Origin of the sequence: Mesorhizobium sp. M0047 (genome assembly GCF_040323315.1) — a bacterium.
Classification (GTDB): Bacteria; Pseudomonadota; Alphaproteobacteria; order Rhizobiales; family Rhizobiaceae; genus Mesorhizobium.
This window is the reverse complement of the sequence record NZ_JAMYUW010000001.1, coordinates 189,733-210,025: the sequence shown is the minus strand read 5'-3', so window position 1 is coordinate 210,025 and position 20,293 is coordinate 189,733. Positions and strand designations below refer to the sequence as shown.

Annotated in this window: 17 protein-coding genes; 5 read left to right on the top strand and 12 right to left on the bottom strand. The window is 60.3% G+C overall.

What is annotated here, in order from left to right; genetic code table 11:
* Window position 1: 1 nt before the first annotated feature.
* The 4 genes from NKJ89_RS01025 to NKJ89_RS01010 form a co-directional block, all read right to left on the bottom strand.
* Complete coding sequence (locus tag NKJ89_RS01025) at window positions 2–2,422, bottom strand: LPS-assembly protein LptD (RefSeq protein WP_352599120.1); 2,421 nt, start codon at window positions 2,420–2,422, stop codon at window positions 2–4.
* The gene (gene lptG / locus NKJ89_RS01020; RefSeq protein ID WP_352599342.1) at window positions 2,422–3,507 is read right to left on the bottom strand and encodes an LPS export ABC transporter permease LptG; all 1,086 of its coding nucleotides are present in this window, start codon (window positions 3,505–3,507) and stop codon (window positions 2,422–2,424) included. Before lptG ends, NKJ89_RS01025 begins: the two co-directional genes overlap by 1 nt.
* On the bottom strand, window positions 3,504–4,706 hold the full coding sequence (lptF, locus tag NKJ89_RS01015; protein WP_352599118.1) for an LPS export ABC transporter permease LptF: 1,203 nt from the start codon (window positions 4,704–4,706) through the stop codon (window positions 3,504–3,506). The genes lptG and lptF overlap by 4 nt, the downstream gene beginning before the upstream one ends.
* Before the next feature lie 113 nt (window positions 4,707–4,819).
* Window positions 4,820–5,008, bottom strand: a complete 189-nt coding sequence (locus NKJ89_RS01010) for a hypothetical protein (protein ID WP_156938602.1) — start codon at window positions 5,006–5,008, stop codon at window positions 4,820–4,822.
* Window positions 5,009–5,058: 50 nt separating this feature from the next.
* Between NKJ89_RS01010 and NKJ89_RS01005 the strand changes: the two genes are divergently transcribed.
* Together NKJ89_RS01005 and NKJ89_RS01000 are read left to right on the top strand one after the other, a co-directional pair.
* On the top strand, window positions 5,059–6,570 hold the full coding sequence (locus NKJ89_RS01005) for a leucyl aminopeptidase (protein WP_352599116.1): 1,512 nt from the start codon (window positions 5,059–5,061) through the stop codon (window positions 6,568–6,570).
* 28 nt (window positions 6,571–6,598) lie between these two features.
* Window positions 6,599–7,048 (top strand): DNA polymerase III subunit chi, encoded by a 450-nt coding sequence (locus NKJ89_RS01000; protein WP_352599114.1) that lies wholly within the window; start codon window positions 6,599–6,601, stop codon window positions 7,046–7,048.
* Between the two features lie 126 nt (window positions 7,049–7,174).
* Here NKJ89_RS01000 and NKJ89_RS00995 read toward each other — a convergent pair whose 3' ends face one another.
* Together NKJ89_RS00995 and NKJ89_RS00990 are read right to left on the bottom strand one after the other, a co-directional pair.
* Window positions 7,175–7,693, bottom strand: coding sequence for a DUF995 domain-containing protein (locus tag NKJ89_RS00995; RefSeq protein ID WP_031260835.1), 519 nt, complete (start codon window positions 7,691–7,693; stop codon window positions 7,175–7,177).
* An 88-nt stretch (window positions 7,694–7,781) separates the two neighbouring features.
* Entirely contained in the window at window positions 7,782–8,705 is a 924-nt protein-coding gene (locus NKJ89_RS00990) for a glycoside hydrolase family 26 protein (RefSeq protein ID WP_023761583.1), read from the bottom strand.
* Window positions 8,706–9,321: 616 nt separating this feature from the next.
* Between NKJ89_RS00990 and NKJ89_RS00985 the strand changes: the two genes are divergently transcribed.
* Window positions 9,322–11,205 (top strand): glycosyltransferase family 2 protein, encoded by a 1,884-nt coding sequence (locus NKJ89_RS00985; RefSeq protein WP_352599112.1) that lies wholly within the window; start codon window positions 9,322–9,324, stop codon window positions 11,203–11,205.
* 284 nt (window positions 11,206–11,489) lie between these two features.
* Window positions 11,490–11,897, top strand: a complete 408-nt coding sequence (locus NKJ89_RS00980) for a hypothetical protein (protein WP_352599110.1) — start codon at window positions 11,490–11,492, stop codon at window positions 11,895–11,897.
* A 139-nt stretch (window positions 11,898–12,036) separates the two neighbouring features.
* Here NKJ89_RS00980 and NKJ89_RS00975 read toward each other — a convergent pair whose 3' ends face one another.
* The 4 genes from NKJ89_RS00975 to NKJ89_RS00960 all read right to left on the bottom strand — a co-directional run bounded on the left by NKJ89_RS00975 (window position 12,037) and on the right by NKJ89_RS00960 (window position 16,031).
* Window positions 12,037–12,219 carry a hypothetical protein gene (locus NKJ89_RS00975; RefSeq protein ID WP_023761580.1) on the bottom strand — a complete coding sequence of 61 codons (183 nt, stop codon included), beginning with the start codon at window positions 12,217–12,219 and terminating at the stop codon, window positions 12,037–12,039.
* A gap of 26 nt (window positions 12,220–12,245) precedes the next feature.
* Window positions 12,246–13,247 carry a glycosyltransferase family 2 protein gene (locus NKJ89_RS00970; RefSeq protein ID WP_352599340.1) on the bottom strand — a complete coding sequence of 334 codons (1,002 nt, stop codon included), beginning with the start codon at window positions 13,245–13,247 and terminating at the stop codon, window positions 12,246–12,248.
* 44 nt (window positions 13,248–13,291) lie between these two features.
* On the bottom strand, window positions 13,292–14,218 hold the full coding sequence (locus tag NKJ89_RS00965) for a lysylphosphatidylglycerol synthase transmembrane domain-containing protein (protein WP_352599108.1): 927 nt from the start codon (window positions 14,216–14,218) through the stop codon (window positions 13,292–13,294).
* Between the two features lie 184 nt (window positions 14,219–14,402).
* Window positions 14,403–16,031, bottom strand: coding sequence for an ArnT family glycosyltransferase (locus NKJ89_RS00960; protein ID WP_352599106.1), 1,629 nt, complete (start codon window positions 16,029–16,031; stop codon window positions 14,403–14,405).
* Between the two features lie 324 nt (window positions 16,032–16,355).
* Here NKJ89_RS00960 and NKJ89_RS00955 point away from each other — a divergent pair, with 324 nt between their 5' ends.
* Entirely contained in the window at window positions 16,356–16,853 is a 498-nt protein-coding gene (locus NKJ89_RS00955; RefSeq protein ID WP_352599338.1) for a DUF995 domain-containing protein, read from the top strand.
* Window positions 16,854–17,701: 848 nt separating this feature from the next.
* Here NKJ89_RS00955 and galE read toward each other — a convergent pair.
* Both galE and NKJ89_RS00945 read right to left on the bottom strand, forming a co-directional pair.
* The gene (galE, locus tag NKJ89_RS00950) at window positions 17,702–18,769 is read right to left on the bottom strand and encodes a UDP-glucose 4-epimerase GalE (RefSeq protein WP_352599104.1); all 1,068 of its coding nucleotides are present in this window, start codon (window positions 18,767–18,769) and stop codon (window positions 17,702–17,704) included.
* Window positions 18,766–19,803 (bottom strand): UDP-glucuronic acid decarboxylase family protein, encoded by a 1,038-nt coding sequence (locus tag NKJ89_RS00945; protein WP_023761574.1) that lies wholly within the window; start codon window positions 19,801–19,803, stop codon window positions 18,766–18,768. Before NKJ89_RS00945 ends, galE begins: the two co-directional genes overlap by 4 nt.
* Between the last annotated feature and the right edge of the window lie 490 nt (window positions 19,804–20,293).

Sequence of the window (20,293 nt, the reverse complement as noted above, 5' to 3'; positions counted from 1 at the left end):
GTTACTGGATCGTGTCGACGCCGTTGGTCGACGAGCCGAAATCGCCGAGGGTGCGGAACGACAGATTGAAGCCGATGCTCTGCGAGACTTCCCTGGTGTTCAGGTCGCGCGACTGCGAGTAGGTCATCAGATAGGTGAAGCAGGAATCGTTGTAGGCGAAGCCGACACCATCCCTGACCAACAGGTTTTCCTGAAGGTCGTAAGTTCCGGTACCGAAGACGCGCCAGTTCTCGGCAAGATGCGTCGATGCGCCAAGCGTGACCTCGTGACGATCGGTCGTGAAACCGTACAGGGGCTGGGCCTGGATGAAGGCGTATTTGGCGCTCAGTGACACGGGCAGGCCGGAATAGGCGGCTTTCACCTCGGTGCGGCGGTTCTCGAAGGTCTGTTCGTCGAAACGGCCGCTGATCGAGGCAGCGAATCCATTGGGACTGCTGATGCCGAACAGACCGACATAGTCGGACTTGGTCGTGTCGAGGCCGGAATTGGCCCCGACATTGACCAGATCCGGCGCGGCGAAGGAGTTCTCGCCGCCGATCTGGTAGGATTGGCCGAAAATGGCATTGGTGCCCCAGCCATTATTGTAGGAGCCGGAATAGCGGAAGCCGACATTGGCGCGCGAACCGCCTTCGACGCGGTCATAACCGGAGAACTTGTCGCGTTCGAACAAGGTTGTCGCGTCGAAGACCATGCTTTGAGCGTCTTCGTTGGGGACGGCGAGACCGCCGACATACTGCTCGTTCGGGCGCATGAAGACCTGCGCCATCGGCTCGATCACGTGACTGGACCCGCTGGCCAGGGAAAACAACACAGGCCAACGCATCTCGAGGCCTGCGGTTGCCATGAAGCGGGCAAACGACGAGCGCATGTCGTCCTGCTGGCCCAAATTTGTTGCCATGTTGTTGATGGCGTCGAGCGATGCCGACGACGCTTTGAGGTAGTCCACGTCGCCCTGCAGCGCCAGCAACGGCGTCAGCACCAGTCCGTCATCGGTGACGAAGCTCCGCTTCCACTCGGCTTCGGCGGTGAGGCGCCCGGATTCGCCTTCAATACCGGGGACACGCTGCGTGGGGACGAAGAAGGTCTTGTCGAGATCGTCGCGGCTGATGACCCGTGTGTTGGCATTGAGCGACAGCTGGCCGCCGGCCATCGACACGTCGGGAATGTAGGCGTAGTCGAGCGACGGCAGCACCCAGGGCTGCTGGCCGCTTCGCGCCGCGGCATTGCTGCTAAGCGTATCCTCCTGCACATCGAAATGCATGGCGCGCACGTCGAAATAGTTGCGGCCGTTGAGACCCGTCAAGTAGACCGACGACTGGTGGACGGAGGCATTGTACTTGTCGATGTTATAGGTATGCGAGAAGTTCTTGTCGGTCTGCAGCAGCACGTCCCAGCCGAAATTCCAGCGCTGATTGATAGCGAACTGGCCCTGCGTGCCCATCATGCCACGGAATTTGTTGGGATCGCCCGCCGCACCCGTATCGACATTGTGCCCGGCGGTGCTGGGGAAGGCAGCCGTGTCGAGGAAGGCGTTGGGATCCTGCTGATGGATTCCGGCGATCTTCAAGCTGTACTGGCCATTGTTGAAGCGCTGGCGCCACTCAGCCTCACCGAGGAAGCCTTGCTTGGTGTAGCCGGTGCCTGTGACGGTCAGGTCATAGGTCGGCGACAATGCAAAGTAATAGGGAATCTTTACGCCGACGCCGAGATCGTTTTTGTAGACGATGCCGGGTATCAGGAAGCCGCTCTTGCGCTTCACCGTCGGGTCGGCAATCTCGAATGCAGGCAGATAGGCGAGCGGAAAGCCGAAGAACTCGAAATTCGCGTTCTCGAAGCGAACCGTCTTCTTCTCGCCGTTCCAGATGATCTTCCGCGCCTTGACCCGCCAGGTCGGCGCTTTGTCGGGCTTGTCCTCGCACGGTTCGCAGGCGGTGTAGACGCCATTGTGGAACGTGGTCAGGACGCCGCCCATGCGCTCGGCACTTTCGGCGGCGAAATACGCCTTGTCGATGGTTTCGACGCGCAACGCGTTGACGAAGCCGTCGGCGAAGTCATCGGTGATGTCGATATGTTCCGAATTGATCTTGGTGCCGTCGCTGTTGACGACCTCGACATTGCCGCTCGCGACCATCCGCTTGGTGTTGCGGTTGTATTCGACCCGCTGGGCGACAAGGCGATTGCCACCGTAGTCGATCTGCACGCCACCGACGGCGGTCACCGTCTGATTGTCGTTGTTGTAGACCAGCGTATCGGCCGCCAGCAACATCTGCGAGCCGGACGGAACCGTTGTCGCCATGTCGCCAACATCCTGCGCGAAGGCCGGCATCGGGACGGCGCAGGTAAGCAGGCACGCCAAGGCGGTCGCCGCATAGAGGCGCGCCAACCGGGCCTGCCTGTTGCTGGGCAAAAACGCCTCTCTCACTAGCCGTCTTCCTTGTATAACAGGAAAGTCACCCCGAAGAACATAGCCACCACGACGGGCACCCAGGCGGCTACGACAGTCGGCACGAATCCCGCCACGCCGAATGCCTTTACCAGCACCGAAACGACATAAAGCAGAAAGCCAGCGATGATGCCACCCAGAATCATCGTCGCCGACTGCCCCATCCTAGCAAATCGCATTGAAACCGTTGCCGCAATCAGCGTCATGGCGACGAGAAGGAACGGCAACGCCACCAGCGAATCAAACTGCATGGCAAAGGCATTTGCCTTGAGCCCGAAGGAACGGGCAATTTCAATCTTTCCCGGCAGATCGTAGAACGGGATGGTTTCGGGCCGCGCCAGCCGTTCCTGCACGAATTCTGGCTTCAGATTGGTTGGCACGCGATCGTTTGCCGATGCCTGGATCGTGCCGTTCTGCAATGTCTTGACGTCCTGCAATTCCCAATAGCCGTCGCGCAGGAAGGCGCGGGCGGCGTCCTTGCGCTCGACGATGTTGCCTTGCGGGTCGAGAACGAAAAAGACGACATCGGCCATCTCCAGACCCTGGTTCAAGATGGCCCGCGCGCCGATGATAGTGTCCCCCGAACCGGTTTTCTGCCGAATCCAGGGTGCGGCATCGGCCGAAACCTTGTTCGATTTTCCGGAACGCAGCTGGGTTTCGATCTGCTCGGACCAGGAGAATGCATGCGCGGCGAGCGGATTGATGACGCCAACCGACAGGACGCCGAACAGCAAGGCTCCGATGCAGCATGGCAAGAGGAATTGCCAGGCGGAAACGCCTGCGGAACGCGCGATGACCAATTCGTAGCGCCGGTTGAGCGACACCAGCGTCGCCATCGCCGAGAAGAGACCGACGAACGGCACGGTCTGCAGCATGATCATCGGCATTCGGAGGCCTGAGATGGCCACTGCCGTCCCGTAGGTGAAGCCGGGCAGGCCGGTGGTGCGGCCGGACAGCTCGGTGAAATCGATCAGGAACACCAGCGCCAGAAGCCCGATAAAGAACCAGATAGTGATCGTCACATAGCGGAAGAAGAAATAGCGGCCCAGCGTCCAGCCCATCAGCCGACCCCTTGCCCTGAAGTGCCGCGCCCGGACAGCCGCAGTTTGAGAGCGTTCCAGCTGTCACCGATGCGGGTAGCGAAGTTTGTCATCCAGTCCGCCCAGGCCACCGGCAGCTCCATGGTCCGGTTGGAGACGATGAACCAGATCGCCACCGCGGAAGCCACGACCGGTATGCCATAAACCATATAGGCATATTGCGGGATATCGTCGGCCTTGCTGGCGGCAAAAAAGCCCAGCCAGCGCACGAACAGCGATATCCCGATGGCAGTAATCAGCGGATTGACGCGCGCCTCGCGGTGCGAACGCGCATCTCCGGCGACCGCGAGCGCGATGAGCGCGAAGACCATGGAATACATCCATTCCGAAAATCGCTGGTTGACCTCAGCCAAGTATTCATAGGGGTTCTGCTGATAACTTTTGTCGTTGGCGCTTGGGTTGAGCAGGTACTGGGTCGTCTGGTCCTTCGGCAAGAGCGTCACCGTCGAAGCTGACGCCATGAAGGCCGACATGTCGAAGGCATAGGAGGTGAACCGGATGACTGAGAGATCGCCGGTCAGCGTTTTGCGATGGATGACACCGTCATTCATCATCAGCACCTTTTCGCCGCCGCGTTCGACGATGCTGCCGGTCTTGGCGTAGTAGACGAGGTTCACGCCTTCTTCGCGTGAATCGGCGACGAAGATGCCGCCCAGCCGATTGTCGGGAAGTCGCTCGCCGACCTGCAGGAACAGCCCGTCTTCGATCTTGCGGAAGGTGCCTTCCTGGATGATCAGCGACAACAGATCCGCGCGCGACGATGCCACCAGGGCGCGGTTTTTCTGCCGTGCATAGGGGTCGATGCCGTTGTCGACCGCAAAGGAAAAGACGGCTGCCGCGAGCGCCAAAAGCATGATTGGCCGCACGATCGTCCAGCGCGACGCGCCCGCGGCGTTGACGACGGCGAGCTCGGAATCCGAATTCATGACGCTGAGCGTCTGTGCGACCGCCACCACCAGCGCGAAAGGCACCACGACCGGGATGATGGACGGAAGAATGAGGGCGGCGACCTCGAAGAAGGTCAGGGCCGACTGGCCACTGTCGGTGACCAGGTCGATCTTTGCCAGCACTTGCGTCGTCCACACGATGGCCAGCGTCCAGACAAGCGCGGCCATGAAGACCACGAAAGTGCGGCGCATGATGTAGCGTTCAACGACCTTCATGAAGGCTTTTCTCGATCTTTTCGAACGGCATCATGCCACCACACAAGGGTAGCCGTCCGGCAGCGCCTGCACAACTGGCTCCATCAGAGGGTCGATCCGGTTCCCGTCCCAAGTCACCCGCCCCGGCGGGCCGGAGTGTCGGCGGGAATGGATAAGAAAGGGAGAACATCGATGGTTAACAACAGGTTGCGGCGAAAAGCGGTGCCGTGCCGCGAAGAATCACCATCGATTCCGTAGGTCATATGGGATGCGAATTCGGCAAAGTCTTGCCAAATGCCAGAAAACGACCAAATGTCGCGCATCGTCTCGTACCCTTCCCCAAAAGCTGCGCATTCCCTGAAAGCAGGACATTATGAGCCAAAGACCGTCGATCGCCTTCGCCAAATTCTCCGCACCTCAGACCGCGTCGAGCAAAAAAGGCACAGCCTTCGTGCTCTCGGCGGATGAGGGCGGTCTGAGCGATGCAGCGAAGGCTTGCGATCCCGGCAAGACGCTGGAGCGGGCTTTTCCGGTGGCCGAGTTCACAGGCAAGTTCGCCAGCGTGGTGGAAGTTCTGGCGCCGCAGGGGGCCTCGCTCGACAGGCTGGTGGCGATAGGCGCCGGCAAGGTGTCGGGACTGGACGATTATGTGTGGCTGAAGCTTGGCGGCACCATTGCCGCGTCGCTGCGCAAGGCGGCCGAGGTGGCAGTGGTGCTCGACGTCGCCGGCGCGTCGCCAAGTGGCAAGGATGCGGCAAGCCTTGCGGCGGGCATTCTCCTGCGCAGCTATTCCTTCGACAAGTACAAGACCAGGAAGGACAAGGACGACGGCAAGGCCGAGCCAAAAAAGCCGGTCAAGGTGACCATCCACACTGCCGATCCGGCTGCGGCAAAAAAAGCCTTCACCGATGCCGAGGCGGTGATCAACGGCGTCCTGCTGGCGCGCGACCTCGTCAACGAACCGGCAAACGTACTCGGGCCGGTCGAGTTCGCCGCCCGCGCCACGGAACTCGAGGCGCTCGGCGTCAAGGTTGAGATCCTGGCTGAGAAAGAGATGAAGAAGCTCGGCATGGGCGCGCTGCTCGGCGTCGCGCAGGGCTCGCCGCGCGGCGCTCGCATGGCGGTCATGCAGTGGAACGGCGGCAAGCCAAAGGACAATCCGATTGCCTTCATCGGCAAGGGCGTCACCTTCGACACCGGCGGCAATTCGATAAAGCCGGCGTCCGGCATGGAGGACATGAAGGGCGATATGGGCGGTGCCGCCGCTGTTACCGGCCTGATGCATGCGCTGGCCGCGCGCAAGGCGAAGGCCAACGTGGTCTGCGTCATAGGCCTGGTCGAAAACTCCGTCGACGGCCATGCTCAGCGTCCCGGCGACATCGTCACCTCGATGTCGGGCCAGACCATCGAGGTGCTCAACACCGACGCGGAGGGCCGCCTCGTGTTGGCCGATGCGATGTGGTACTGCAACGACCGCTTTCAGCCGAAATTCATGGTCAACCTGGCGACGCTGACGGGCGCCGTCATGGTCGCGCTCGGCCAGCACTATGCCGGGCTGTTTTCCAACAATGACCAACTGTCCGAAAGGCTGACGGCCGCGGGGCACGCTACACAGGAGCGGCTGTGGCGCATGCCGCTCGGCGCCGAATACGACAAGCTGATCGATTCCAAGAACGCCGACATGAAGAACATCGGCGGCCGCTATGGCGGCGCCATCATCGCTGCGCAGTTCCTGCAGCGCTTCGTCAAGGACACGCCCTGGGCGCATCTCGACATTGCCGGCACGGCAATGGGCTCGCCGTCGAACGAGATCAACCAGTCCTGGGGGTCTGGCTTCGGCGTCCGGTTGCTGGATCGGTTGGTGCGCGACAATTATGAGCAGTGATCCGATTCAATCACTATAGAACGAAGCGATGGCCGACGTCCTGTTCTATCACCTGACCGAATCGACGCTGGAGGATGCGCTGCCGGGCCTCCTGGAGCGCAGCGTCGATCGTGGCTGGCGCGCCGTGGTGCAGACCGGCACCGAGGAACGCCGTGATGCGCTCGACCAGCATCTTTGGACCTTCCGCGACGATTCGTTCCTCGCCCACGCGACCGATCGTGAGGCATATCCCGGCGAGCAGCCGATCCTGCTGACCACCGGAGACGGCAATCCCAACCAGGCCAAGGTAAGGTTCCTCGTTGACGGCGCGGTGCCGCCTGACCTTGGTGGCTACGAGCGCGCGGTGTTCTTGTTCGACGGCCACGATGCCACCCAGCTCGAAGCGGCGCGGGGACACTGGAAGGTGATGAAGGACGCCGGCCATGCCGTCACTTACTGGCAACAGACGCCAGACCGTCGTTGGGAGCGCAAGGCTTAATGCATGTCGCCCAAAGTATCCTCGGTTTTGGGAGAGCGACAGGCTTAAAACAGCGGCCTAAAACAGGTCGCCTGAACCGTTCAGCCGATCTGCTTTAGACCAGTGGCTCGTCGCAGAAGACAGTATCTACTGCTTTGCCTTGATCAGGTTCATTTTCTTGGTGACGTAGTCTCCGTATTTCAATTTCATGGATTCGTCCGACCGGTTGCGATGCGAACTCCTGAAAACATACCACTCGCCATCAGGTGATTTACGCTTGTAGATCACCTTGCCTGCCTGGCGATGCTCGAAGCAGGTCATCGAGCCCTTCACACCCCAGGAGCCATGCCATTGCGCACGGTAGCACAACTTGCCGCCGCCGGGGATAAACCACATGCCGTCGCCATAGCCCGGATTGCCTTTGTCGTAGGTCCAGGCGTCGAATTGCCGCTGCTTGACGGCAAAGAACCCGGCGCCCTTCTTGGCCCACAGCCACGAATGGTTCTGGTAGATCCGGTAGACGCCATCGTCAGGAATAACGGTGGCCTTTTGCGCCTGCTCGGCGATTGTCGTCGCCGCGTCGGCTGTCGAAGGGATATGGAAGGCAAGAACCACAACGGAGCAGGCGAATGCCGCTCCGCGACAATTTCCCAGTATTCGTTTCATCAAACTCCCCCACGGACTGATTTATGCCATGCCTCAACCATCTTCCCGAACCGCTGGTTCTGGAAGGAGATGGATCGGCATGATGCGCTTACGGCAGGACGTGCTGCGTCACTCTCCAGTCCGGCAGCCCATAGCCATCCAACCACGGCCACACTTCCTTCTGGTTGAAGTAGACGACCGAAGTCAGCGCCGGGAACTCCGCATAGGATTTACGGGTATCTTCCTGCCACTTCGAGACATAGTCCTGCTTTCCGACATAGCCGAGTTCCGCAACCACGACCGGTTTGTTGAACCTTGCCACGCGGTCATAGCCGGGCTTCAGCATCTCGGCGAACGTACGGTCATGACCGGCCTCGTTAATGTCCTTCTTCTGCAGACCGAATACCGACAGGCCGATGACATCGACATAGTCATCGCCAGGGTAATATTTTTCCAAGCCCTCTTCGCCTTTGGGCGACCACATATACTTGGCGGCGGGGGCAGCCTTGCGGCAAAGATCGACTTCGCGCTTGTAAGCGGAGATCCAATCCTTGGGAGCCCAGTTGGCCCAGGTGAAGCGGCCGTTCGTGTCCTCCATTTCCTGCGCCCAGCGAATGGTCACCGGGCTCTTCATTTGTCCCACCAGGTCGCAGATAGCCTGCATGTTGGCGTCATATTTGCCGCCCAATATGCCGTCGCGCAATTCGGGTGGGGTGATGCGCCAGTCCTTCGACCAGGTCCACGGCTCAATAGTGATAAGCAGCGAACGGCCGCGTTGCAGCGCATACGTATCGGCCAGTGGCAGCGTCGCCAGATCGACGTCCTCCCAAGGCAGGAACAGTTCTTCGATGCTGGCGCTCTTGTCGGCGCTGAAGTCGCCATAGGGATCGTAGGATCCGAATGCCGAAGCGGCGCTGCTCGTCTGAACGGGGTCTGTCCCGGCGACGGAGCCGGCGCCGCCTGCAGTGGGGAATGCGGCGCTCCCGCCCAATGCAAGCGCGATTGCAAGTGCATTTGCTGCAGAACGTTTCATGCCTGACCTCCATAGCTTTAACTTCCCGCGGAAGTTAAAGCTTCGCCCATGCGTATCGATGATTGATCGACACGACTGTCCAAAACCAATCGGTCCAATTGGCTGAATCTGCGGGATTTCGGAGCGACCATTGGCGGGCGTGCGAGCCTTCGCACCGAGCCACCCAAAAACTATCTCTCGCTGCACCAAACCTAGGAGCTACAGAGAGAAGTTCGCCGCGATACTCACAAATTCGCGTCAATATCCCGATATATCATCCCTAGCTAATTTAAGAGCCGGTCAGGGCCAAGAGTCAAGCACAATTAATGGTTGCTTAACCATGGCATTGGCACCATGGATGACGCCGCCCTCTGGCCGGATCCCCTCCGAACGGCCTTGATCCTGTCGGTGGATTTCCAGCGCCGAAGAGTTTGCCGGCTCACCCGCTACAAGCCGCTCGATGGCGCTATTCCTCTCCCAAGGCCTTCCAAGCGTAGGCTCACCAGATCTCAAGAAAAATACTTACCTAATATCTAATTTAGTTGACACTAAGAAAGTGTGGGCCGATTCTGTTGCCCGGGTTTTGCGAGCTTCAGCCACTTGTCGGCGGAAGCCCAAAGTGGCGGCGGGTAATTGTATGGGTGCTTCCGTACAAGCTGGCATCATTGGCCGTGCGAGCAGACGGGCAGCGCATCGCTCTAAGACGGCTCTGGCCGCCACTGCGCGTAAAGGGCCTTTTTTGGTGCCCGTGCTGTCGGTCACTCAGCAATGGACCCTGAGACTGGCGCTGGCTTTCTGGTTCGTCACGCTCGGATTTTTCTGGATCTGGTGGCTAAAGCCCGAGCATGTCGAGCATGCCGGGCCATACGCATTCGCGACACTCGTTCTGGTGTGGCTCACGCTCATGCCTTTGTACTTTCTCCTGAACGTGCATGCGTCGAAAAAGCCGTCCAAGCTTCACACGATCCCGAAGCGCTCGCGGGTCGCCATGGTGGTGACCAAGGCCCCATCCGAACCCTTTGCCGTGGTTGCCCGCACGTTGGAGGCAATGCTTGCGCAGGACTATCCACATGACACTTGGCTGGCGGATGAGGATCCTTCCGAGGAGACGGAGCACTGGTGCAAGGCTCGCGGCGTGCTGATTTCGACGCGGCGCGGCAGGGAAGACTATCACCGCACGACATGGCCGCGCCGCACCCGCTGCAAGGAAGGCAACCTGGCGTTCTTCTACGACCACTATGGCTATGAGTATTACGATTTCGTCGCCCAGATGGACGCCGACCATGTGCCGACGCCGACCTATCTCAGGGAAGTCCTCTATCCCTTCGCCGATCCCGCGGTCGGTTATGTGTCGGCGCCGAGCATCTGCGACAACAATGCCGCCGAAAGTTGGGCGGCGCGCGGCAGGCTGTTTCCGGAAGGGATGTTTCACGGACCTCTGCAGTCCGGCCATACGGGCGGTGGAGCTCCGCTCTGCATTGGCTCGCACTATGCCGTGCGGACCAAGGCGCTGAAGCAGGCTGGCGGTCTGGGTCCGGAACTGGCGGAGGATCACTCCACTTCGATGCTGATCAACGCGGCCGGATGGCGCGGGGTGCACGCGCTCGACGCCATCGCCCATGGCGACGGCCCACAGACCTTCGCCGACCTCGTCACCCAGGAGTTCCAGTGGTCGCGCAGCCTGATGACGATCCTGCTCGAATATTCGCCGAGCTATCTCCCTAAGCTGTCACCGCGGATGAGGTTCCAGTTCCTCTTTTGCCAACTCTGGTATCCGCTGTTCGCCGTCTTTGCGTTGCTGATGTACGTCATGCCGATCTATGCGCTGTCGACCGGACGCAACTTCGCCAATGTCATGTATGTCGACTTCCTCTTCTACTATCTGCCGAACGCCGTCGCCCTGGTTGGCTTGGTTATGATGCTGAAGGCGTTCGGCTTCTCGCGCCCGATGACGGCCAAGACGATCAGCTGGGAAGGCACGCTGTTCCTCTTCTTCGCGCGCTGGCCCTGGGTGCTCGCCGGCACGCTGTCGTCGATCCGCGACTATCTGACCAAATCGTTCGTCGATTTTCGGGTCACCCCAAAGGGCAGCGGCCCAAAGAACCTTCTGCCGGCCCGCGCCCTCGCTCCTTATGTGGCGCTGGCGATCGGCGCGGCGCTGCCCGTGCTGCTCGTGGATCACCCCTTCGACGCCACCGGCTTCTACTGGTTCGCCGCCTTCAACGCCTTCCTCTATGGGCTTCTGGTGGTGGTCATCGTCGCAAGACACGTCATCGAGAACAGGATCCCGTTGCGTGCCAATGCCGCGAAATTCGCCTTGCAGGCGTCGCTTGCCACGCTGGCGCTCGCCGTTCCGGCCGTGGGCTTCTACGATCGCGGTCTGGAAGGCGTCTATGGCCTGCAGCAGGGCGCCGGCGGCCTCCGCATCGTACGCATCGCCTATGTGGTTTCCGGCGCCGGCCAGGGCAACATCGGTGCCCGCAATTTTTACTTCGATCCCGGCTGGGTATCACCGCGCTGACGCCGTGAGGCGTACGCGCGCAAACAGTTCCCTGAACTGCATTTGGCTTGATAGCAGGCCAGCGACCGCAGCAGTGGCGGCGCGCTCAAAAGATCAAATTTTAATAAAATCTTATTGAGCGCCGAAAGACCGCGCTCATCATGTCGTTTGCCTGAATCTTAATAAGCTTCCTCTAATATGTGGCCACGATGTGAGTGGCGATAGGCTGCTCACGTGGCGCGGAGACATAATAAGAGAAATAGATCTCAGCGCTCCAGCGACTTGTATTTGTGGCAGGGGATGCGATGAAGAAATTTATGGTAAGCGGGGCAAGGATCGGCAAGAAATACGCCTGTGCATTTACCGCTGTTGCATTGATCTCGATGGCGTCCGGTTGCCAGAGCATGGATGCGAACAAGACCAGCTCGATCGGCACCAAGCCCGTGATTTATACGCTCGGCAAGAAGCAGCACTCCGTCGAGAACAAGCCGCTGCATCTGATCAATCGCAAACCGCTGACACGGATGACGACCGTGACGCGTACGAGGCAGGAGATCTATGCGGCTCTCGTGCGGCCGCAGCAGGTCGGCGGGCCGGCGCCGGTGAAGGTTTCCTATAGTCCAGGCAATGGCGGCCCGTTCCTGGGTCATTCGCCCTGGATTTGCAGCCCGAGCGGCTTCGGCCAACGCGCCAGCTGCCGTTCGCGTTACTGATTCTAGTTTAGAACATCAGACGCAAAAGCGGCGGCGCGGTTTGAGTGAAGAGCCGGCCGCTCTGGTCTTCGCCGGGGGGCGAGAGTCAAGGGCAAGAGGTTGGCGCAGGCGTTGCGCCTTACCTCTTGCCCTTCGATCATCATTCTGGCGACACGGTTCGGCAAACCAGTCCTTGCTCGATCCGCACCTTCCTGGCGGCAAGCCGGCTGCGCCTTGCCACCTTCAGTGCCGGATTGCACCAGGCGTTCATGTTGCCGACGACTTCGTCGATCCGCAAGCCGCCGGCAGACATGCCCGCCGCTCCGGTCACCACGATCGGCATGGAACCTCTAGGGTGTTCCAATCGGGTCACGATGACCGGCCAGGGCGGTGCCAACCGTCATTGTTGTCGGAAGCCGGCTGCGGCCGCGCGACATAGGCCGATGCTCCGTTCGCCTCGTGATAGACGCGTGCCAGCATCTCGGCCAGCACGCCCGACGTCACCATCTGCACCCCCGCGATAAGCAGGAAGAAGCCGGTGAACAGCATCGGGCGTGTTCCGATGTCCTGCGCGAAAAACAACTTCAGGCAAAGCAGGTACGCAAGGATCAACGATCCCAGCGCGCCAAGCACGATGCCGATGCCGCCGAAGAAATGTCCGGGACGTGTGCGATAGCGCATGAAGAAATACATGAACACCAGATCGAGAACGACCCTGAAGGTGCGCGAAATGCCATATTTGGACTCGCCGTGGATGCGGGCATGATGCGTCACCACCTCCTGTGCGATGCGTCTGGGGGTCGTCACCGTGGCCAGCCAAGCCGGGATGAAGCGGTGCATCTCGCCATAGAGCTTGACGCTGCGGATGACATTGCCGCGATAAACCTTGAGGCTGCAGCCATAGTCCTTGAGACGAACGCCGGTGACACGCGCGATCAGTGCGTTGGCGATACGCGAGGGGAGTCTGCGCATGAAAAAGCCTTCCTGGCGGTCCTTGCGCCAGCCGACCACCAGGTCGAGATCCTCGCTCAGCAGGCGGTAAACCATGCGCGGAATGTCGAAGGGATCATTTTGCAGGTCGCCGTCGATCGTGGCGATGACGTCGCCGCGTGCTGCGTCGATGCCGGCCTGCATCGCGGCGGTCTGCTTGTAGTTGCGCACCAGCTCGACCGCGTGAACATGCGGGCCGTAATGCGCTGCCCGGCGCCTGATCTCGCTCACCGTCGCGTCGGTGCTGCCGTCATCGACCAGCACGACCTCCCACCGCCGGCCGTAGTCTTCCATCGCCTGGTGAATTCGTGCCAGCAGTGGCTCGACGTTCTCGGCCTCGTTGTACATGGGTACGACGATGGACAGCGTATGGTCCGGCATCACTGCGCCGTCAGGCAGTCCCGAAGCAGGGATGGGCAATATGTTCATTGTGATGGCTTCCTTGCAGGTCCGACAGCCGGGTTCCCCGGCAGCGTCGATTTCGAGGGAAACAGCCAGGCGATCGCGCCCGTGACGATAGCCGAGCAGAAGATGAATAGGTGCAGCGCCAGCGCCGCCTGCAGGCCGCTCTTCATCGCGATTCCGGAGGTGAGCAGCGCCGCCGCCGCACCCGCCTCATAGGTACCGAAGCCGGCGACGCCTTGCACTGGCAGTATGGCGGCGCCTTCGGCTCCGACGACGCCGGGAAATGCGGTGGTGAACGATGTCCCCAATACCAGCGCCAGCAGCCATCCCTGCACGGTGAGCTTCAGAGACCAGTTGGCGATTGTCCACCACCAGCCGTAGCGGGAGCGCCCGGTCGCCTCGGTGAAGGTGTCGCGAAGCAGGCCGAGCTTGGCAACGATCCTGCCGCGCCCAGCCCAGTCATGCGGCGCGCGTGCCCAGCGCGGCAGGTACCAGGCGGCGGCGATCAAGGCGGTCACGCCGGCGATCCTTGTCGCCGGATGCAGACGCGGCCAAACCGCCAGGGCCAGCACGCCGACGACGAAGGCGTCCTGCAGCCTGAACCACAGCAGCGAGGCGCTGGCGCGCATGATCGGTACGCCGAAGACCTGGCGCAGCAGCAGCGGGAAGGCCGTCTCGCCGCCACGGAAGGGGACGACGTTGATCATCGCATTGTGGATCAGGATAATGCGCAGGCAGGCGCCGAAACGGCCATTCACCTCGTCGCGGAACTCGTCGCAGACGCGCAGCGCACGCAAGACATAGGTGACGAAAAACGCGATCGTCGCCACAGCGAACGTGCCGGGCGTAATGCGATCGAAGGCGTCGCCGACCATGCGCCAGCGCGAGTCGCTGGCCAGCCAGGCCAGCAGGGCCAGCGTCACGACTATCGAGATTGCTCTTTTCAACCAATTCTCCGCCGGTTTTCTCCGCCGAGTTCCAGCGGCAGCGTCGGTGCGCCCGAATATCCCTGGCGTCATCAGGGATCGCTTCGCCTGGTCCGTCGCCTTGCCTTCCGCAGGCGAATGCGGGGCCGCAGAACCGTCGGACCGCTTCTTGTCGAAGGCTCACAGCCCCGGACCGTCGCAGTTCTCATGGACGGGTGATCCTATAGACCAGCAAATCATCCGAATCCACAAGCTTGGTTCCGGTCTTGTCCAGATAGTCGATGACCCCGTCATGATGCTCGACGAACAACCGATCTTGCTTGTCGGCGGCGTTCTTGGCCGTGCCGAACAGGTCCGCGCCCTGCGCGCGCAACTCCTCGAGCTGCGCGATCGCAGTGGCGTCGTCCGCGACGAATTTCGACCATTCGACATCGCCTCCGCCAGGCGGAAACACCCAGCCGCGCGCCCTGCTGTAATAGACTGCGACGGGATCGCCGGCCTCGGGCGCGATAGCGACGACGAGGTCGCCCGGGCGCGCCAACCGCGCCAATTCCTCGCCGAGCAGTTTGCCGTTCATGGCGATTGGCGCCTTCATCGTCCTGATGAGGGGAAAGGTCGACCACACGAGTGTGACGACCGCGATGCAGATCGAGCGCAGCACGACCGCCGGCGACAGGGCGGTTCCCGATGCAAGCGTCGCCAGCAGAAGCGCGCCGCGGCCGCAGAACATCGCGAACGGCACATGGAAGATGTGGTAATTCCAGGGATTGCTGGTGATCTCGCGCGCCGCCGCCAGATAGACGACCATGGCCGCGGCCAGCCAAACATAGGGAATGGCCGAAAGAGCGCGTTGCTTCGGGTCTTTGGTGGGTCTGGGCGGCATCCAGAAGCCGACCGCCATCAGCACCATGAACGGATAGCCGTAGAACCACCAGACTGAGGTGTTCCACACGGACTTGAAGTAGAAGCTGTTCCTGAAGAATGTCCAGAAGCCGGAATCCCAGATATAGCCGCTACCCGCGACATGAAACGGCGGATAGCTATGGCCGAGATAGATGGCCCAGCTGAAATAGGCGCCGATAATAGCTAGGCTCAAAAGCCCCGACAGCAAGACCCTGGTCGCCGGCTTCCATTTCTTCTCCAGCAACCAGCAAACCATCAGGTAGAAGATGACGGCGCCGGCGGCGAGGCCCGGCGGCTTTGACAGCACGCCGAGCGAGAAGCTGACCGTGGCGAGCGGCAACAGCCGGCCGTTGCCGCCGGCCCAGTATTTCGCGAAAAGCCAGACGCCGAGCGTCACCAGGGCCAGCATCGAGGGATCGGGAAGAAACGAACTGTCGATCATGATCGCCGCCGGCATCAGCGCATAGGCAAGGGCTGCCGCATGGGCGTGCGTCTCGCCCCAGCATAGCGCCGTTAATCTGTGCAGCGAAAACACCGTCACCAGGCCGAAGAAGGCCGCAATCATCCGGCCGAACCAGTCGTGCCAGCCGAAGAGTTGATAGAGCAGGGCGGTGAGATAGCTGACGATCTGGAATTCGCGGCCTTGGTAACTTGGCCCGGGCCCTGTCCAGCTGACCTCCGGGAAGAAGATATTCCAGCTACGCTGCTGGAAATTGTCTGCCATCATTGCTGTGCTCGTCTCGCGCCAGCTGAAGGCATCGACCAGCGGCAAGGTTATGTCGTGGAACCTGAATACGACCGCAATGAACAGGATCCCCAGCAAGATCGCCGTGTTGGGGACCAGATAGCTACGAGCAGCCGTGTCCCAGCCGGTCGACTGCGGCAGGTATTGCCGAACCTCAGCCTGATTCAATTCCGGGTCGTCTGTCATTTGAAACCGCGTCCCCTCTGACGTCCGCGGGTTTGCTCTTGCGTGCGATTGTCAAAGATGCGGAAGTATACGACGCAATCCTTAATTTGACGACGGCGGTCTATGCGTGTCTCGAATAAGTGCTGTCCTTTGGCCTCGCGAACGTTGACATCGCGGTTCTCGCGGCTGTTAAATAGTTTGCATGGCTGTCGCGCCGATAGCGCTGCCCTTGGTCAAGCAGTCATGCGAATGTCAACGGTGCAGATAGCTCCGACCAGATCGCCGCCAGGTGTCGACCGTCGGCGGCACAACGACCGTCGTCGGTTCGCAAGTTGCACGCAACTTCTGTTTTTCCTGGCCGTCTTCGGCCAGGCGGCCCTTTCTGGAACGGCTTACGCAGCCAAGGACAGCGCAGCTGCGCAAGCGAATAGCGCAACTGTTCCAACTCCTTACGAACTGCAGCTTATGTATGCCGGCCGCACATGGGTATGGAAGAACGGAGCGGCCTATTTCGCTCAGGGCGACCGACACCTCAAGGCCTGGACGTCCGGGCAGGACACGGCATCAGTCGCGGAGGGCAGATGGCTGGTGACCAGCGGCGGCAAGATGTGCATGGAACTCGCCTGGCGGTCGAAGAGCTACGCCGGCAAGCAGCATCGCACCTGCTACAGCCACCGAATCCAGGGCGGGAACGTCGAGAAACGCAAGGACCCGGATGGGGAATGGTACAGTTTCAAGCGATCTCCCGAGGGTATTTCCGACGAACACCGGAAGTTCGAAACAGGCGACACAAAGGGCGCGCAGTTCGAAGAGGCCCGGAAGCTGGTCGATTCCAAGAATTAGGCCGTGTTCAGCCGCACTGAGGCACAAGCGGACTCGCGCCAGAGGGCGCCCGGTCTTGGTTTCTGGTGGTACCGTTCGGCATGGCCGGCATGAGCCATGACACAGCCGATGATTTTCGCAATCCGCTCCCGACCCATCGTGATGGGTTGAACAATCTCCAAATCCATCCCTGTTCTGAGAGCAGGCTGCACTTTGCCGGGCGCCTGTCCAGGAAGCGGCGAATCGCTTATGGTCAAGCATCAAGCCGTTCGGCACGTGCGGTCGGCGCCCCTACCGCTGCATGATAGCATTCAATTCTATGTGACAGAACGACAAGATGGTGGGCCTACCACACGGGTTTGATGAAATTTAATAATTAGTGATGTCTAATGTTCACGCGTGATGTGCGAATGGTCACTCATCCGGCGTGAAAGCGGCGAAGGCATGGTATGTCGCAACGCGCCCTTGGATTATACTTGGTAGCAAGGGATAAATGATGGACAGCGACGCAAAGGGTGCATTTCGCCCAAGTAATACTTTCGTATCTATTGCCGCGGCGGTGGGAATGAGTCTTCTGGTTGCAGGTTGTCAGGGTATGGACGCGACTGAGACCGATTCGATCCTTATCCAGCCTGTGGTCCACGCGGCCCGCAGCCAGGCTGTACAGCCGGTCCAAGCTGGATTCTTTGTGCGTTCGCTCAGAGTTGAGCCTCCGATCCTGACGACAAGCACGATTCGGACGACTGAAAGAACCTACGCTTTTGCATCGCCGCAGCGGCTCGAAGTCCGCACACCGGCGCCGGTGAAGGTCTCGTTCACTCCGGGCGGTGGTGGCACGTTCCTGGGCGGTTCGCCTTATATCTGCAGCCCTAGCGGATTTGGCCAACGCGCGAGCTGCCGCCCCCGCTATCTCTGATCTGTCGAGCAGCGGCTGACGCTGCCGCCTCCTTCATCGGTTTTGTGTCCAGCCCAAAAAATGGGGCAGCCGTTCTGATGATCGTGTCGATGTCGGAGAGCTCCGGCACAAAGCCAAGACGTTCGCGTGCGCTTCCGGGGTCGGCGTAAAGCTCCGCCGGATCTCCCGGCCGCCGATTCCTGAAGACGGCCGGAACAGATCTTGACGTCATCCGGCCGACCGCCTGGACAATCTCCTTGATGGATATGCCCCGCCCAGTGCCGAGGTTGACGGCCAGGCTTGGTCCGCCACCCTCGAGATGCATGAGGGCTTTCAGATGGGCACGGGCCAGATCGCTGACGTGGATATAGTCGCGTACGCAGGTGCCGTCCGACGTGTCGTAGTCAGTGCCGAAAACCTCGATCTCGTCGATGAGTCCTGATGCAGCCATTAGCACCCTGGGAACCAGATGCGTTTCCGGCGAGTGCCACTCACCAAGTTCGCCATCGGGATCGGCGCCACAAGCGTTGAAATAGCGCAGGATCGCGAATTTCATTCCGTATGCGGAGGCATAGTCGCCGATGATCTGTTCTCCCATCAGCTTGGTGCGCCCGTATGGGTTGATCGGATTTTGCGCGGACGTCTCGCGAACGGGCAACGCTTCCGGCACGCCGTAGGTCGCGCAACTGCTGGAGAAGATGATGTTCTCGATTGAGTTCGCACGCGCCGCATCGAGCACCGCGACGGTGCCTGTCACATTGGTCGAATAGTATTCGGCCGGCTGGTGAACGGATTCTCCGATATAGGCCAGCGCCGCAAAGTGGATGACCGCCGTCGGCCGATACGTCTTCATCGCCGCCTGCAGCGCGGTCTGGCTGCGGATGTCGCCGACGACAAGCGGACCCCAGGCAACGGATTTCTCGTTGCCGCGGCTTAGATTGTCGAAAACCACCGGCAGATAGCCGGCGGAGGCCAACAGCTTGCAGGTGTGGCTGCCAATGAACCCGGCTCCGCCAGTCACCAGAATTGCCGGCCGGGTCATGAAGCCGTGGCTCCTTTGGCCAGTTGGCCTCCGTAAAGCAGGGTGTCAAAATACTCGACGGTACGCGCGAGCCCCTGGCGCAGCCCGACTTTCGGCTCCCAGCCGAGATTGGCCCTGGCAAAGGAAATGTCCGGCTTGCGCTGCCTGGGATCGTCGATCGGTAGTGGCCGATGCACGATCTTCGATCGGGAGTTGGTGTAATCGATGACCAGTGTCGCCAGTTCCATGATCGTGAATTCGCTGGGGTTGCCGAGGTTGACTGGATGCGCGGGTGCATTCGGCGCATTCATCAGCCGGACAAAGCCCTCGATCAGATCGTCGGCATAGCAGAACGAACGCGTCTGCAGGCCATGGCCATAGACGGTCAGGTCTTTGCCCTGCAGCGCCTGGACGATGAAGTTCGAAACCACGCGCCCGTCATCGGGCTGCATGCGGCGGCCATAGGTGTTGAAAATGCGGGCGACGCGGATATTGAGGCCATACGTTCTCGAATAGTCGAAGAACAAGGTTTCGGCCGAGCGCTTGCCTTCGTCGTAACAGGACCGCGGTCCGTGCGTATTGACGTTGCCGAAGTAACTCTCGGGCTGTGGATGCACAAAAGGGTCGCCATAGATTTCGGAGGTCGAGGCCTGGAATATCTTGGCATTGTTCTGGAGCGCGAGCTCCAGGAGGTTCAGCGAACCGAGCACGCTTGTCTTGAAGGTATGGATCGGGTCGGCCTGGTAGTGCGGCGGAGAGGCAGGGCAAGCGAGATTGTAGATCTCATCGAACCGAAGACCCGAAGGCAGTGCATTGACGATATCGTGCTCGATGCACATGAATCTCGGATTGCGCAGAAGGGCATTGAGATTGTTTTTTTTGCCGGTATGGAAATTGTCCAGGGCGACAACGTCGTATCCGTCCCGCAGAAGGCGTTCGCACAGATGCGAACCTAAAAATCCAGCACCTCCGGCGACCAGGGCGCGGCTTCGGTTTTGGTTGGCGCCCCTTTGGCAGTCGGATTCCAGTTTAAGGACCTTGATAAGCTTACTCATGGTTTCCTCTTACCCACAGCACACGCTATTGCCTGGCCGGACAAAGCATTGCCCGGCCACGTCCATGAGAACGTGGCAAACCCTCCGCATCTGCGGAGTCGCCATCGCTGATGTGCGTTAACTGTTCTTTGGGGTTCGCGAAGCTGGTTCCGCTACACGATCTATGTGTTGCCGCTCAGCGTTCTCTGTGCCCCGAAATCGCGATCACACGTCTGGTGCCATCATCGTCGATTGCTCGCCCAAATTGCACATCCCAACATATCAAAAATATACCTGTGGAAATCATAGTCAACTAAATTAGCAATTCCTTAATCATATCTGTTTGCGAATGGTTCATACGGCCGGGTGCCGGCTTCTCGAGCCCGAGTCATAGGCGCCCAAGGCCGATCCTCATTATGAATCAGTGTATTGGCTCGCTCGTGGAAAAAATGCGGGCGGACGCGGCATCTCGTTTTAAGGCAGAATGAGAGCTGGGCAGCGAGGAATTCCA

Bases quoted from the DNA above. Each gene is read 5' to 3' on its own strand.
- lptF (WP_352599118.1), bottom strand. From the start codon at position 4,706: ATGAAGGTCGTTGAACGCTACATCATGCGCCGCACTTTCGTGGTCTTC.
- NKJ89_RS01010 (WP_156938602.1), bottom strand. From the start codon at position 5,008: ATGCGCGACATTTGGTCGTTTTCTGGCATTTGGCAAGACTTTGCCGAA.
- NKJ89_RS01005 (WP_352599116.1), top strand. From the start codon at position 5,059: ATGAGCCAAAGACCGTCGATCGCCTTCGCCAAATTCTCCGCACCTCAG.
- NKJ89_RS01000 (WP_352599114.1), top strand. From the start codon at position 6,599: ATGGCCGACGTCCTGTTCTATCACCTGACCGAATCGACGCTGGAGGAT.
- NKJ89_RS00995 (WP_031260835.1), bottom strand. From the start codon at position 7,693: ATGAAACGAATACTGGGAAATTGTCGCGGAGCGGCATTCGCCTGCTCC.
- NKJ89_RS00990 (WP_023761583.1), bottom strand. From the start codon at position 8,705: ATGAAACGTTCTGCAGCAAATGCACTTGCAATCGCGCTTGCATTGGGC.
- NKJ89_RS00985 (WP_352599112.1), top strand. From the start codon at position 9,322: ATGGGTGCTTCCGTACAAGCTGGCATCATTGGCCGTGCGAGCAGACGG.
- NKJ89_RS00980 (WP_352599110.1), top strand. From the start codon at position 11,490: ATGAAGAAATTTATGGTAAGCGGGGCAAGGATCGGCAAGAAATACGCC.
- NKJ89_RS00975 (WP_023761580.1), bottom strand. From the start codon at position 12,219: ATGCCGATCGTGGTGACCGGAGCGGCGGGCATGTCTGCCGGCGGCTTG.
- NKJ89_RS00970 (WP_352599340.1), bottom strand. From the start codon at position 13,247: ATGCCGGACCATACGCTGTCCATCGTCGTACCCATGTACAACGAGGCC.
- NKJ89_RS00960 (WP_352599106.1), bottom strand. From the start codon at position 16,031: ATGACAGACGACCCGGAATTGAATCAGGCTGAGGTTCGGCAATACCTG.
- galE (WP_352599104.1), bottom strand. From the start codon at position 18,769: ATGACCCGGCCGGCAATTCTGGTGACTGGCGGAGCCGGGTTCATTGGC.
- NKJ89_RS00945 (WP_023761574.1), bottom strand. From the start codon at position 19,803: ATGAGTAAGCTTATCAAGGTCCTTAAACTGGAATCCGACTGCCAAAGG.